This window comes from Allobaculum stercoricanis DSM 13633, from assembly GCF_000384195.1.
Classification (GTDB): Bacteria; Bacillota_I; Bacilli_A; order Erysipelotrichales; family Erysipelotrichaceae; genus Allobaculum; species Allobaculum stercoricanis.
Window position 1 is genome coordinate 326,695 of record NZ_KB913034.1, and the last position, 15,727, is coordinate 342,421.

At 42.5% G+C, this 15,727-nt stretch carries 6 protein-coding genes and 3 rRNA genes; 6 read left to right on the top strand and 3 right to left on the bottom strand.

The features are described from left to right. Window positions 1-74 precede the first annotated feature (74 nt). From ALLST_RS0101555 to ALLST_RS0101585, 6 genes are all read left to right on the top strand, one after another. The gene (locus ALLST_RS0101555) at window positions 75-1,082 is read left to right on the top strand and encodes a Gfo/Idh/MocA family protein (protein ID WP_019892227.1); all 1,008 of its coding nucleotides are present in this window, start codon (window positions 75-77) and stop codon (window positions 1,080-1,082) included. Window positions 1,083-1,197: 115 nt separating this feature from the next. Then, complete coding sequence (locus ALLST_RS0101560) at window positions 1,198-2,025, top strand: histidinol-phosphatase HisJ family protein (protein WP_019892229.1); 828 nt, start codon at window positions 1,198-1,200, stop codon at window positions 2,023-2,025. A 513-nt stretch (window positions 2,026-2,538) separates the two neighbouring features. After that, a 16S ribosomal RNA gene (locus tag ALLST_RS09735) occupies window positions 2,539-4,065 on the top strand. Between the two features lie 265 nt (window positions 4,066-4,330). Then, window positions 4,331-7,201, top strand: a 23S ribosomal RNA gene (locus tag ALLST_RS0101575). Window positions 7,202-7,290: 89 nt separating this feature from the next. Continuing rightward, window positions 7,291-7,395, top strand: a 5S ribosomal RNA gene (gene rrf, locus ALLST_RS0101580). Together the 16S, 23S and 5S rRNA genes form the textbook arrangement of a ribosomal RNA operon. 154 nt (window positions 7,396-7,549) lie before the next feature. Further along, the gene (locus ALLST_RS0101585; protein WP_019892231.1) at window positions 7,550-8,248 is read left to right on the top strand and encodes a DUF3800 domain-containing protein; all 699 of its coding nucleotides are present in this window, start codon (window positions 7,550-7,552) and stop codon (window positions 8,246-8,248) included. 621 nt (window positions 8,249-8,869) lie between these two features. Here the strand turns inward: ALLST_RS0101585 and ALLST_RS0101590 are convergent. The 3 genes from ALLST_RS0101590 to ALLST_RS0101600 are packed head-to-tail and all read right to left on the bottom strand — an operon-like array spanning window position 8,870 to window position 15,583. Continuing rightward, a complete protein-coding gene (locus ALLST_RS0101590; protein ID WP_019892232.1) occupies window positions 8,870-13,330 on the bottom strand; it encodes a coiled-coil domain-containing protein in 4,461 nt (1,486 codons plus the stop codon). Then, window positions 13,314-14,003 carry a DUF6063 family protein gene (locus tag ALLST_RS0101595; protein ID WP_019892233.1) on the bottom strand — a complete coding sequence of 230 codons (690 nt, stop codon included), beginning with the start codon at window positions 14,001-14,003 and terminating at the stop codon, window positions 13,314-13,316. The genes ALLST_RS0101590 and ALLST_RS0101595 overlap by 17 nt, the downstream gene beginning before the upstream one ends. Then, complete coding sequence (locus ALLST_RS0101600) at window positions 14,000-15,583, bottom strand: hypothetical protein (protein ID WP_019892235.1); 1,584 nt, start codon at window positions 15,581-15,583, stop codon at window positions 14,000-14,002. Before ALLST_RS0101600 ends, ALLST_RS0101595 begins: the two co-directional genes overlap by 4 nt. Window positions 15,584-15,727: the final 144 nt, after the last annotated feature.

The window sequence follows — 15,727 nt, forward strand, 5'->3', positions numbered from 1 at the left end:
TTTTTATAGGTAAAGCGGATGAAACGTGATTAAATAAGAAGTAGAAAACAATCAAAATAAGGAGGAAGAGTCGGATGAAACTTGCAACAATTGGAAGTGGATCAATTGTAGATTTGGCATATCAATCTTTCGCTGAAATAGAGAATATCGAAACATTAGCAGTCTATTCGCGAACAATGGAAAAAGCGAAAGCATTCGCGCAAAAACACAATGTAAAATGCGCATATGACGATTTAGATCAAATGTTTGCAGATCCTAATATCGATACAATTTATATTGCTTCTCCCAATTCTCTACATTATCCACAAGCTAAAAAAGCACTTTTAGCAAAGAAAAATGTCATTCTCGAAAAACCATTTACACCAAATTTAGAACAAACAGAAGAATTGTTTCAAATTGCCCAAGAAAATGGAGTGATGATTTTTGAAGCGATCACGAATGTTCATACAGCAAACTACAAATTACTGAAAGAACATTTGAATAAAGCGGGAAAAGTTCGCCAGTGCCTATTTAACTTCTCTCAATACTCAAGACGCTATGCAAAATACATGGAGCATACAGTTGAAAATGTCTTTGATCCAAAGATGGATGGAGGCGCACTATTAGATATCAATATTTACAATATCCATTTGGCGGTAGGATTATTTGGCCAACCAAAAGAAATTCATTATTATCCTTTGCTAGGATGGAATGGGATCGATACATCAGGCACATTAATGTTGTTATATGAAGATAAAAACATAACTTGTATTGGATCTAAAGATAGTTCTTCCGACTACTTAGGCTATATTCAAGGAGAATCAGGAACATTTAAAATTTCGAATGGTTCGACTGGTCGTATGCAAGATGTAGAGTTTATTCCGCCATTACAAGAAAACCAAACTTCAAACGTTGAACAAATTTCAATCGATCAAGGCTTGCATATGAGTTATGAATTCAAAGACTTCGCAGATGCAATTGATCAACATAACGAAGAGATGTATCAATCTTGCAAAGAACACTCCTTAAAAGTCGCTAAGATCTTAGAAGTTGCCAAACAACAAAGAAATGCGTTAGCGAAAGAAAAAGGATTTGAGCTCTAAAAATTAAAGATGCAATGAAAAGTTCTGATTTGGATGGCAATTTCAGAACTTTTTCTCTAGGACAAATCAACAGAATAAATTAGGGTATACATTAAAAAAGATGAGGAATAGCATCATGATCAAACAAAATTTACATACCCATTCTCAATATGATGATGGTAAATATGCAATTGATGAAATTGTACAAAAAGCACAAGAACGAGGATTTACGATCTTAGGCTTTTCTGGACATGGTTATTATGCAAAAGACGATAGCTCTATGACGCCAGAAAAAACAAAGCAATACATACAAGACGTCCGACAGGCCCAACAACAAGCACCGAATGGATTAAAAATATATTTAGGAATTGAAGAAGATAGCATGGCGCCAATTGAAAATGTCGAAGATTTTGATTATGTGATTGGCAGCGTTCATTACCTTGAGCACAATGGGAAAATTTATCCGATCGATTACTCACAAGAACAATTTGATGAAATGCTGAAAGAAGGATATCAAAACGATATCAATGCTTTGGCCAAAGATTATTATTTAGCAATTGAAAGGCAAGCGCAAAATCCCAATATCCAAATTATTGGTCATTTAGATCTGATTGCGAAATATAATGAGGACCAAACGTATTATTGCTTTGATGATCCTAAGATTTTAAGCTATGCGAAAATCGCGATAGAACAGTTAGTCAAAGCAGGTAAGATTTTTGAAATGAATTCAGGAGCAATGGCAAGAGAATATCGCAATTCCCCTTATCCAAGTATTGAACTTTTGAAGTTGATCTATGAAGCAAATGGAAAAATTTTAATCAATACAGATTGTCATGATAAAGAATATTTAGATTATGGCATGCAAATTTGTTTAGATCTGGCAAAACAAATCGGATTTAAAACGCTAGAAATGTTTAATGGAAAAAATTTTGAATCGAAAAACATAGAGGAATTCTTTGTATAAAGAATTCTTTTTTTTAAAAACGGAAGAAAAGAAGTTGCAACAAGATCTAAAAAAGAGAAAAAACAGGTCAAGGATTAACTCGTTTTTTCGTGGAATTGATATAGAAAACGGATACATTCTACTCAGTATAAGTCAATCAAATTATGGTGATGAAATATGCAAAAAAAAGTGAAATTTTTTTAAAAAATATGCTTGCAAAGAGATGGGATATGTGGTTGAATAGTCGAGCACTCACCGAGCGGCAAGCAAGTGAGGGCACCGACAAAGACTTGGAAAACAACACGAAATAAAGAAATTCAAATTTCGAGTTGACAATCCAAATCTCAAGCGGTATAGTAAACAAGCTTTTTGACCGGGTAGCCGGTTGAAAACAGATGGCTCTTTGAAAACTCAATGACAGACAATTCAAATTCGATAAAAATTATACAACGTCGATTCTGAACAAAAACACTTAATATACTTCAATATATCATTTCACGAAATAAATAAACGCAAATGCGTTTGAGTCAATATCAAATGGAGAGTTTGATCCTGGCTCAGGATGAACGCTGGCGGCATGCCTAATACATGCAAGTCGAACGAGCTACTTCGGTAGCTAGTGGCGAACGGGTGAGTAACACGTAGATAACCTGCCCATACCCGGGGGATACGCTTTGGAAACGAAGTCTAAAACCCCATAGGAAGATTTAAGGCATCTTAAATTTTTGAAATAAGCTTTGGCTTAGGGGATGGATGGATCTGCGGTGCATTAGCTAGTTGGTGAGGTAACAGCTCACCAAGGCGATGATGCATAGCCGGCCTGAGAGGGCGATCGGCCACACTGGGACTGAGACACGGCCCAGACTCCTACGGGAGGCAGCAGTAGGGAATTTTCGTCAATGGGCGCAAGCCTGAACGAGCAATGCCGCGTGGGTGAAGAAGGTCTTCGGATCGTAAAGCTCTGTTGCGAGGGAAAAAGGAAGAGAAGAGGGAATGATTCTCTTTTGATGGTACCTCGCCAGAAAGTCACGGCTAACTACGTGCCAGCAGCCGCGGTAATACGTAGGTGGCGAGCGTTATCCGGAATGATTGGGCGTAAAGGGTGCGCAGGCGGCATATCAAGTCTGAAGTGAAAGGTACGGGCTCAACCTGTACAGGCTTTGGAAACTGGTATGCTCGAGGACAGGAGAGGGCGGTGGAACTCCACGTGTAGCGGTAAAATGCGTAGAGATGTGGAAGAACACCAGTGGCGAAGGCGGCCGCCTGGCCTGTAACTGACGCTCAGGCACGAAAGCGTGGGGAGCAAATAGGATTAGATACCCTAGTAGTCCACGCCCTAAACGATGAGGAGCAGGTGTCGGGGGTAGTACCTCGGTGCCGAAGCTAACGCAATGACTCCTCCGCCTGGGGAGTATGCACGCAAGTGTGAAACTCAAAGGAATTGACGGGGGCCCGCACAAGCGGTGGAGTATGTGGTTTAATTCGAAGCAACGCGAAGAACCTTACCAGGCCTTGACATCCCGAGCAAAGACATAGAGATATGTTAGAGGTTATCTCGGTGACAGGTGGTGCATGGTTGTCGTCAGCTCGTGTCGTGAGATGTTCAGTTAAGTCTGGCAACGAGCGCAACCCTCGTGATGTGTTACTACCATTCAGTTGAGGACTCACATCAGACTGCCGGTGACAAACCGGAGGAAGGCGGGGATGACGTCAAATCATCATGCCCCTTATGGCCTGGGCTACACACGTACTACAATGGCATCTACAGACGGAAGCGAACCTGTGAAGGCAAGCCAATCCGAGAAAAGATGTCCCAGTTCGGATTGAAGTCTGCAACTCGACTTCATGAAGTTGGAATCGCTAGTAATCGCGGATCAGCATGCCGCGGTGAATACGTTCCCGGGCCTTGTACACACCGCCCGTCAAACCATGGAAGCCGGTAACGCCCGAAGCCGATGGCATAACCCGTAAGGGAGTGAGTCGTCGAAGGCGGGACCGATGACTGGGGTTAAGTCGTAACAAGGTATCCCTACGGGAACGTGGGGATGGATCACCTCCTTTCTAAGGAGAAAGTACAAGGGAAGAGTTAAGTGAGTTTGTCATTGAGTTTTGGAAGAGCGATCTTCCAAGGTGAGAGAGGGAGGCCTTGATCATCAACCATCGATCTTTGAAAAACGAATGATCAGTATAAGACATAACAGAAGGTCTGACGTAAGTTGTAGAAAACATTACGAAGGTAATCAGAAAAGATAAACCAAGTCAGAAAAACAGTAAACAGTTCTTATAGTGTAAAAAACAATCTCGAAACAAGCATATTTTGAAATTAGATCAAGCAAGGAAGGGCGTACGGAGGATGCCTTGCCACTCTTGAATGAAGAAGGACGTATTAGACTGCGAAAAGTCATGGGGAGCTGTCAAAAAAGCGCCGATCCATGAATATCCGAATGGGGGAACCCGGCTGGAGTCAAGTCCAGTCATCCATACTTGTATGGAGAACAACCCGGTGAACTGAAACATCTAAGTAGCTGGAGGAAAAGAAAACAAAAGTGATTTTCCGAGTAGCGGCGAGCGAAAGGGAAAGAGCCCAAACCGTAGAAATACGGGGTTGTAGGAACGCGAGATACAAAAGGTAAGTGAACTAGAATGTGATGGAAAGCACAGACAAAGAGGGTGAAATTCCCGTATAGGTAAGCGAACCGAGTCGTTAGCGTCTCCTGAGTACGACGAGACACGAGAAATCTTGTCGGAAGCAGGCGGGACCATCCGCCAAGGCTAAATAAGTAAGAGTGAGCGATAGTGAAGAAGTACCGTGAGGGAAAGGTGAAAAGAACCGCGCAAGCGGAGTGAAAGAGAACCTGAAACCGTATGCCTACAAGAAGTCAGAGCCCGTCAAAGGGTGATGGCGTGCCTTTTGTAGAATGAACCGGCGAGTTACTTTTGGATGCGAGGTTAAGCAGGAAAATGCGAAGCCGAAGCGAAAGCGAGTCTGAATAGGGCGAATAGAGTAGACAGAAGTAGACCCGAAACCGGGTGATCTAGCCATGGGCAGGTTGAAGCAAAGGTGAAACTTTGTGGAGGACCGAACCGACTACCGTTGAAAAGTTAGCGGATGACCTGTGGCTAGCGGAGAAATTCCAATCGAACTCGGAGATAGCTGGTTCTCCCCGAAATAGCTTTAGGGCTAGCGTTAATGGAAAGCTGGCGGAGGTAGAGCACTGAATTCATGATGGCCCCATCCCGGGGTACTGAATGGAATCAAACTGCGAATGCCGTCAGTCAATAGTTGGCAGTCAGAGCGTGGGTGATAAGGTCCATGCTCAAGAGGGAAACAGCCCAGACCGCCGGCTAAGGCCCCAAAATGATGACTCAGTGGAAAAGGATGTGGAGATGCACGGACAACTAGGAGGTTGGCTTAGAAGCAGCCATCCTTGAAAGAGTGCGTAATAGCTCACTAGTCGAGTGGCTCTGCGCCGAAAATGTACCGGGGCTAAGTCATCTGCCGAAGCCGCGGATTTAATTTGATATTAAGTGGTAGGGGAGCGTTGCATATTCATCGAAGCAGGATCGTGAGAGTCTGTGGAGGATATGGAAGTGAGAATGCCGGTGTGAGTAGCGAGATGCAGGTGGGAATCCTGCACACCGAAAGCCCAAGGATTCCAGGGGAAGGTTCGTCCGCCCTGGGTTAGTCGGGACCTAATGCATAGCCGAGAGGCGAAGCAGATGGAAAACAGGCGAAGATTCCTGTACCCGTGATAAAGGCGATGGAGTGACAAAGACGGGAAGTGTGACCCCCTTAATGGATTGGGGGCGAAGCGAAGCAGTACAGATCTAGGCAAATCCGGATCAAGATGTACAGAGCGTGAACGGTAAACGAAATCTTCGGAAAGTAGTGAAGCACATGGAGCGGCTTTCAAGAAAAGCTTCTAGCGTTAACTTTATTGCGGCCCGTACCAAAACCGACACAGGTGGGCACGTAGAGAATACGAAGGTGAGCGAGAGAACTGTTGCCAAGGAACTCGGCAAAATGGCCCCGTACGTTCGCAAGAAGGGGCGCTCGAGAGAGCCGCAGTGAAAAGGCCCAAGCGACTGTTTAACTAAAACACAGCTCTATGCAAAGCCGTAAGGCGAAGTATATGGGGTGACACCTGCCCGGTGCTGGAAGGTTAAGGGGATCTGTTCGTCGCAAGACAAAGCAGTGGTCCGAAGCCCCAGTGAACGGCGGCCGTAACTATAACGGTCCTAAGGTAGCGAAATTCCTTGTCAGGTAAGTTCTGACCCGCACGAAAGGTGAAACGATTTGGGCGCTGTCTCGGCAGCAGACTCGGTGAAATCTTAGTACCTGTGAAAATGCAGGTTACCCGCAACTAGACGGAAAGACCCCATGGAGCTTTACTGCAGCCTGGTATTGGGTTTTGGATGATCATGTACAGGATAGGCGGGAGGCAAAGAGATAGGAACGCTAGTTTCTAAGGAGCCGCCGTTGGGATACCGCCCTTGATGATTTGAACCCCTAACGTAGACGAAAGTCACAGACAGTGCCAGGTGGGCAGTTTGACTGGGGCGGTCGCCTCCTAAAGAGTAACGGAGGCGCCCAAAGGTGCGTTCAGTCTGGATGGAAACCAGACAAAGAGTGTAAATGCAGAAGCGCGCTTGACTGCGACACCGACAAGTGGAGCAGGGACGAAAGTCGGGATTAGTGATCCGGCGGTGCCGAATGGAAGGGCCGTCGCTCAACGGATAAAAGCTACCCTGGGGATAACAGGCTGATCCCGCCCAAGAGTTCACATCGACGGCGGGGTTTGGCACCTCGATGTCGGCTCATCGCATCCTGGAGCTGGATTCGGTTCCAAGGGTTGGGCTGTCCGCCCATTAAAGCGGTACGCGAGCTGGGTTCAGAACGTCGTGAGACAGTTCGGTCCCTATCTGTTGTGGGCGAAGGAGATCTGAGGGGAGCTGTCCTTAGTACGAGAGGACCGGGATGGACCTACCACTGGTGCATCGGTTGTCATGCCAATGGCATAGCCGGGTAGCTAAGTAGGGAATGGATAAGCGCTGAAAGCATCTAAGTGCGAAACCAACCCCAAGATAAGATCTGCGGTAAATAAGACCCCTTAAAGACGATAAGGTGATAGGCTGGGAATGGAAGTGAAGTGATTCATGGAGTTGACCAGTACTAATCGGTCGAAAGCTTCATCTAAGATTCGAGAGTATAAGAAAAAAGGTAACTGTAACAGTTATGTAAATACTGGTCTTCGTTTTTGAAAGATCGATGGAACAATTCAATAGTACAGTGGCGATAGCGGATGGGTCACACCTGATCCCATTTCGAACTCAGAAGTTAAGCCATCTAGCGCCGACGATAGTGAATGCGAAAATAGGAAGCCGCTGGACAAAGAAAAACTGCCTTGATCAAGGCAGTTTTTTTATTGAAAAAATTATGAGATTGATTATACCGTTTTGTAAAGCGGAGAACTGATTTTAATAAGAACGCCTATGATGTATTATTTGAATTAAATGATATAAATAAAATGATTGGAGAGATATCATGACTCAAAATAATGGTCAGGGAAAACATATCATGGTCTATCTTGATGAATCAGGTAATATCCATAAAAACTCTCGAAATCGGTACTATGCAATAGGTGGCTTTTGTTGCGGCAAGGAAGCTCTGCAAAAAATAAAGTCTTCATATAAACGTGCCAATAAAAAAATTAAAGAAACATATGGTATGAATCCAGACGATGAATTAAAGGCATGTAAAATGGATGAAACTCAAAAAATAGCATTGTTTGATGTACTCCAACAAAATAATGATTTTCGTGGCATTGGGATAGTTTTTGATAAGAAAAATTTGTGCAAAGCGATCGAAGGGGAGAATATATTTTATAATTATGGTGTCAAAGTATTGTTTGATGATGTGATCTTACCTTTGGTTGATGAATCAAACGAATCAATTATATTTCATGTGTTCTGCGATAACCGGAGTGTTAAGAGCTGTGAATTGAACGATCTTCAAAGTTATCTATCAACATGCTTTGTTTTTAAAAATTTCTCTTTTACGGTTGAATATAGAAATTCTGCTCATGAATATTCTATTCAAATTGCCGATTTAATCGCTAATACTGCCTTTATGAGCCAGGAACATCGCGAAATGATCGAAAATGTCCTTCAAACATTGGACAAAAATTTTTTTTCGATAGCTTACTTTCCGGATCGCAAAGGAGAAACGGATAAGTTTTTCTAAGTGAAATATTTGTTTAGGAATTATTCATGTGTATACTGTACGTAGAGATAAGACCTGAGTAAAGTAAGTAGATCTTAAGCGTATAGTAAGTACGTTACTCCTTAGGCTCTCTAAATGTACACGATCGCCTCACTATTGAGTGAGGTTTTTTTACTTTTAGTTCGTTAAAAAGAAAAATAATTTTACGTAAATCATATTTCTAAAAAGATTGAGAGAATCAATATGTTTCATTCATGCTTATTTTCGAAATCGTCTCCTCATTTTGTTTACTTAAGTGGATAACGGGACATGAATTTCTACTTGATTAGTTTATTTACAAAAATGTTTAAAACTCCATGAGAGTCGCTGCCAGGCATCTCTAAATAGTTAAGTTAATCTATCCAAAGTTGACGATAGTGTATGGAATAACATACAGTTTCTAAAAAATCCGGAACTACGATAAATGAATTCATCAAGTTCCGGAATATTTAGTTTCTGGGATTTTCGAAATAATCGAAGGAGTGTAAAAAGATGTACCGACAGTGACACATTTTAAATAGCAATATTGGTGCGCTTAACTTTAGCATGAAGACGAATCAGAATTCGTCCAATTACCGATTTCAATTTACTTAAGGATTGACTTTATTCATTCTCCTCGTTTTTGAATAGGCTGAGCTGTTCGTTTCTGTCATAAATCCGAATCTGAACGGGTTCGACAGAACTGTTTTGATGTTCTTGTGGTACTCGGGTATGGACCACATCTAGATGATTTTTTTCATCGAAGTTGGTAATCAGGCGCAGGGTATATATATTTTTGAAGGCATTTAGTACTTCTGCGTTGCCAACATTGGAGAAGGCAACTAGCTGAGTATTTGTGACTTTACAAAGGTTCACTAGTGCCTGAATAATATGGCCGGACTGCACGTAAGCAAATGGGTTGTCTAGTAGCAGAACATGTCCGCTTCGTTTGCCATAGATAGCAGAGAAGTGGTCTTTGCGTTGGAAGTTGAGTAGGGCACTGACAACTACAAAAGCACATAAGAAGCCTTCGGCACCCGACAGTTTACCAGCTTCGTGCCAAGCAATTTTAACTTGGTTGTTTTCTTCTATTTTGTATAAACGGATTGGGATGTTGACAATACCGATCAAATTTTCATAGAGAGCTGGGGCGTAGATGTTCTGCTTAATGAGAGGGATCTGGTTTTCTGGATTTTTTTCGATAGCGACAAGCAACTGATCGAGGTATTCTTCCATCTTGCCTTTTACTCCTGGTTCTATCTCATCCCATTCTTTTACTTCGATGGACAGCATTTTGCGAGTAACATTACCAATCTCAATGGTCGTATCCTGATCGATGGCTTTGAGGTTTTGATGCAGCAAGGACATATAGTCCATTAGAGTGTTAATCAGTGCATGGCGGTTGTCTTTAAGCAGTTTTAGGTCTTCTTCGGTTTTGTCGATTAAGTTTTGTAAGAGTTTTTGCTTTAGCTTAAGCTCATCAGGAAGCGCATACGGGTTTACGAGCAACGGTAGAATAGATTCTAACAGTTGGAAACAGATAGCCATTTTTTTGCGATATTCTTCTTTGACTTTAGTAATCGCAAGACTCAGATCATTATTCATTTTTTGAGCAGTACTTTGCCGGTGATGGCTGGAAGTTATTAAGGCGGTATGCTCGTTGTCGAGTTTTTCTGTAGTCCACTTTTGCACGTCAATTGCTTCGAAATGAACGATATTGTCAGTTTCATCGGTAGGAATTTGCACAAAGCGGGTTAGCGAGGAGACTTCGTTAGCTTCTGCCCGGACGGAGCCAAGAACTTGTTCAAAGTGTGTGGTCTTGGTTTTTAACTCATCCTTGGAAATCGTCAAAGTATCTTGGTCTTCTTTGGCTTTCTGAATTAGACTACCTAGATCTCCCTGACGACATTCTTTGGCTTCAAGCGGAACGCGAGTGCCACAGGTTTCTTCCATATGGTTTTCGAGGGTCTCGATTTGCCCTTCTAATTTTGAAATATCTTTTTCCAGCTTTAGGTTTTTCTGGGTTAGATGATCGATCTTTTTTTTGTTTGCTTTAATCTGATCATATGTTTCTTGTTCGGCTTCAAAAGAATAGGGAATGTTATTCCAGTCTTCTTCCTGGAAACCGTAACGTTTTTCTTGTATTTTGAGCTGCTCTTTGGCAGCCTTTAGCTTAGATTGGGCTTTATCTCTCTCGGCAACGTAAATCCCATATTCCGAACTTTGTAGCTCTGCACTCAGTGAATCAAAGCGCGCACGAAGTTCATTTATTGTTCCTTTGGCTGGTTCGAAGTCTTTGAAGTATTCAAAGGCGCCGACCTGATTGAAGGTATTTATTTTGGCTTGTTTCGCATTTTGAAGAAGACGATCCGCTTCCATTAGGCGATTTAGCATCCCTAGAAGCATTTTGTCCGTATTGTCCAGATCGGATAGCGTCTGGGTAAGCTTGGCGCGCGTTTGGATTTGAAGTTCAAAGTCTTTTGTAGCCTGTTTAAATTTTGTACATATAGTTTTCCATCCATCAAGGAGTACATTTTCATCATTCCAGAAAGTCTTGGCATCGTCGCTTTTCATCATCAGATCATTAATGATTTTTCGGCATTGCTCAAGTTGGAAGGTAAGGTTTGCTTGGGCTTCGATCAGATCCTCTTTGTTTTGTTGTAGAATATCGTATTCGGTTTCCAGCCGCTCAAGTTCTTCTTGGCTTAGACCTTCAGTTTTAACGATATTCCAGTCTTCTTCCAGCTCTTTTTTAGTCCTGCGATAGGTACTAAGAAGGGTTTCATATCCAATCTTTTTGTCCTGTAGGATCTTACTCATTTCTTCTAGTTTAGAAGGGAAGATCAGGTTGGTATTAAAGTGCAGGTAAGTACTTAAATGTCCAAAGTCAATTTTGGACGGATTGGAAAGTACCTCACGACTGCATAAGAAAATTGGTTCGCTGGCATACAGATTGCGTGTGGAGAATTCTTCTAGAATTTTGGCACTTTGTTCTTCATCCATGATCAGTGCGTATGGGAAATAGGGATACTCCTGTACCAGTTTTTCTTTTTTCTTTGGGGGCATTGGCGACTGGCGTAGCCACATTGCACCAGTGATGTAATCAACACCAAGCTTGGCAAAGACATCTTTCATTTCGTTTGATAGACTCAGGCTGGTTCCGGTCTGCATGTTTTCAAGTTCGTTTTTGCAGCGTGTAATATCGCTCATCGCTTGTTCTTCATGAGCTTCATGGAGGGCAATCTGAGACTGATAGCGATGGTCCATCAAATTCGCATCCCAAAGCTTGTTCGGTTCAACGCCTAGTTTTAAGGAGAGTTGCTTCCGGTTTTTCAGAGCCTTTCTAGCGGCGGTCAGTTTTTCTTTAGTGACAATAATTTGGTTATCCAGAGTCAACTCGTCTAGTTCATTTTGTTGGATCTGTTGATTCAAGTTGTTTTTTTGCAATTTTAGCTTGACAATTTGCTCTTGTAAGACTTCATAGCTTGCTTTTGCATTGTTAGCGTTTTGTTCAAGTTGCTTCGTGATGGCATCATACAGTTTATAATCATCTGTCCAACTTAGTGAATGGGTTATTTCCAGATTATTTTTTTCTAAAAAGTTGTTTTCTTCATTGAAAAAAACGTCGATTTTAGATTGGTATACAGCATGTTCAGAGGTGAGGGTATTGACGGATTGATTGAGCGTTTTCTGCTTATTTGTTAGTTCCTTCTGCTCACTTAGCAACTCGTTTTTCTGGACTTCAGACGTTTCAACTTGTTTAGTTTCTTCTTCTAGCTGCATGGAGTACAAAGCGTACAGTTTGCTGCCATAGCTATCTCGCTTTTTGGTGATTTCTTCATGAGGAAGTTGGGCACTTTTGGCCTTTTCACTATATTCCTGATAGGCGGATTCGTACTCGATGATCTTCTGGTATTTATCGGCACAGGCTAACTGTCCTTGATAATGTTCGAGAGCTGCTGTTTCATCTTGGATTCGTTTGATCTCACTGGCGATTTTCTCGGACTCACCCTGGAGTGTTTGATGTTTTGTGTCGTAGCTATACCATTCTTTGGACAGTTTTTCATATTCGAGATGAGCTAGATCTTTTTTTGCTTGAATGATTAGGGCGTCTAGAGTCTCATCTTCTCTAGAAAATGAGGTTAGGGCATTGGAAATACCTCTAGCAAAGGCATCAATCTGATCTCCAGTTGCTTTAAGATCGATATATTCGTCACGAAGACTCAAAGACTGAGTGAAAAAGTTATTGAGTTTGCCCTGAAATTCCATCAATTCGCCTAATGATTTCAGGTTCTCTTTATTTTTGGCCTGCAGCTCGACAAATTCGGTGGTCATCGCCTGAAAGTGTGCCACATGGTTGACTTCTTCCATGTTGGTCTCTTTGTCAATTTTGGCTGCGGCTGCTGGAATCAATACTTCTCGAAGCAGCTTGATTTCAGTATCGTAGGTTTCGCAGAATTTTGCTAGACCAGATTCTTCCAGGTTGAACTGGCGCATCTGAATCCATTCGCCTTGATCAATGCCAAGTTCTTCTAGTTTGGAGAGATAGACTTGTCGGGAGCTAGAATTGGTTAGATTGTAAAGAGCAAAGCGATTTGGATTGGATTTAGCAAAGTTTTCCAGCATTGTTTTCGAACTTTGGAAGGATTTGTAAGCTCGTCGACCATTGGTTTGCAAGTCAACCAGCTCTAGGTTGTCCAACGAAAATTCGACGTCTTTGTCGTATTCAGCAATCCAGGTATACAAGTTGATCTTTTCTTGACTATCCAGATCTGGATTGATCTTGCGGCTGGCCATAAGGCCGATGCAAAACTTGCCGGCTCCAGCATCTTTGAGCCATTCCTGGACAATAAAGGCCGGTTTTGTATCCCGGAAATAATCCGCAAACGGGCGCTTGGGAAAGTTGCGTAATCGTGTTGGAATATAGGGTGCTAGAAGCATCTGGGTCATCACTGATTTTCCGCCACCGTTTTCCATCTTGAGTAGTGTGCTGATGCCATCGATTTCAAGGATCTTGTCCGAAATCACATTGCGACCATAGTTGTACTCCAAGTGAACAAAGCGAACTTTATTGAGTAGAGGCATTAGAATCACCATCTCTTTCTATATTGATAGAGTCCAGAATGGTGAGTTGTTCATCGCTGGACAAAATGACATGCATCAATGCATCAATGCGTGGGGTTAGATATATTTGGTCATCCTCCGGTAGGTACTGAATGAGTTTTTGTTTTTCTAAGAATTTGATCAAAGTCATAAAAATATGGGCTTTGTTGTTGGAGGAGTTGCGATGCTCCATATCGGAGAGTAGGTTGTTGTAAGTATCAACCATTCGTTCATATGGGATATTTCCAGGGTTGTCCGTGTTGTCTAGACCGCTGTTTAATGCATCAGAATAGCGATTCATCCATTCGGCTAAAGTTAAAAACGTTCTGACACGACCACCACCATACTCAGTGGAATAAAACATATCGAGCAGCACGAGTAGAGCGAACATGGATAGGTAATAGTGGACATCGTTTTGGTTTGATTTAATCAAAACGGCTTTTAGGTCTGCTTTGGAGTAGCCGAGAAACTGGTTGTCTTGGCTTGGAAATAGGTACAGGCAGTCTTTTGTCTGAGTCAGCCGGCATTCAAAAGCTGCTGCAGCTGATTCGAGTTGATCGAGATGGTCCGTACCGGACATCAGCCAGACATACATCGGATCGACTGCCAATAGCTGTCTCTCCTTTAAAAGCTGATAAAGAATTTCATTGATCATACAAGCAACTTCCTTTCTAAATGCAACAATAAGCCATCCAAGGAGATAACTGTCTCCAGTTCACCGTCAGGAATAGTGCAATAAATGCGGCGGTCTTGCTTCTGAATCTGGAAATTTACATATTCCTGCAATTCAAGCTGACTTTCCATAGCGCCAAGAATTGCTAGTGGTAAGGAGAATGTGGTCTGTTCTTCCAGGATAATTTCATTTCGCGATCCATATAAATGCTCCAGGTCAAGTGTGGTCAAGGAGGCTAGACTAGCTAACAATTCTCGTGCTTGGTCGACGGATTCAAACTGGTCTAGATCGAAGCACTCATCCAATGGCAGAAAATGGTCTGGTGCTTTGACAAGCTTCATCAAGGCGTCTTCGACTTTCTGATTCATACGACGAACATAATCTTCTTTTTCCTGCTTTTGACGTTCGTACTCTTCTAAATCAAAGTCCGAGTTGATCTCTTCAATCGAACCGTCGTCAAGGTTCACTCGGAGTGGTTGGTACTGGAAGGCTTGGATTAGGGAAAGCTGCTTAGGTGGAGCTTTGAAAAATAAAGGGTGGAGCAGACTATCCAGATTTTCTAAAGATCGTGGCGTATCCATGATTTTCTGCCAGATAACTTGCCGGAAGGGACGTCGCTCGTAGAAGCTCTGGCGCATCTGAAAGCGCAATTGTTCATCGAATAGGGCTGAAAATGAATTAATAGCTTCCAAAATACGGGCATGGGCAAGAATTGAGCGAGACAGATAGCCACTGATCGAATTAAGTGCGGTCAGGTTCTTACTGTCTTGATCAGAAAAAGCGCCAGATTGAATGGCATGATGAAGTTCTTCAGTAAGCTTAGTGACATTTTTACGGTATGTTTGGAATTTTTCTCGGCTATCAGCCATCAACTTGTAGGTGTTCTGGCTTAGTTCTAGATAGTTTTTGCGATCAAGCATCGCGGCGTTGGTTTTTGCTAACAAAGATTTGTTTTGAATTTCGACTTCCTGGATTTTGAGTAGCTGAAAAATCTGGCGGATTTCATCGAGGGCGCGTGGGTAGTTGCCGGCTTTCATTTGCAGTTCGAAGACTAGATCGCGAAACTGTAACTGCATGTTTTCTTCCATCTCTAAAGTTGAAAGCATCAAGTGGAAACCGTCATCGCTCATTTTGTAGGATGCTTTTGGGATGCCATTTTGATAGATGATTTCTGAAATCAGGTAGTTGAGACGGACTTTCCAGCGGTCGTCGTTTTCGATTGGGTTAAAACTGAAGGGAATACCCTGGTTGCACAGGATGCTAGACACCATCAGATCGGCTAGCCGATGACATTGTTCCAGGTCAAGTTGTTTGTGAAACAGCTCACGGTTACCCTCTAAAATGCACATGGAAATGTCTTCAATTAAGCATGTTTCGCTGGCTAGTGTCCGCTCCATGATGAAACGTAGGACCATAAAAAAGAGCAGTATCTGTTCATCGAGGCGTTCAAAACCAAAGCTTTCCAGTGTTCGGCCTTTGGTTTTGAGCATCGAAAACAGCTGTCCAAATAACGCGATTGGATACATTCGTTTCTGAAGGTCAGTATAAAATTCACTTTGCATAGTTTCTCCTCATCAGTGGCCTAGTCTCCGAAGCGAAAAGCTTGAATAGAGGGACAGGTGGTCTGGTTTGTCAAGCATTAAATTCATTTAATATATACTGTAAGTCTGTTAGTCTTAGCCGGTGAGTTCTGTAGTTCAATGAGA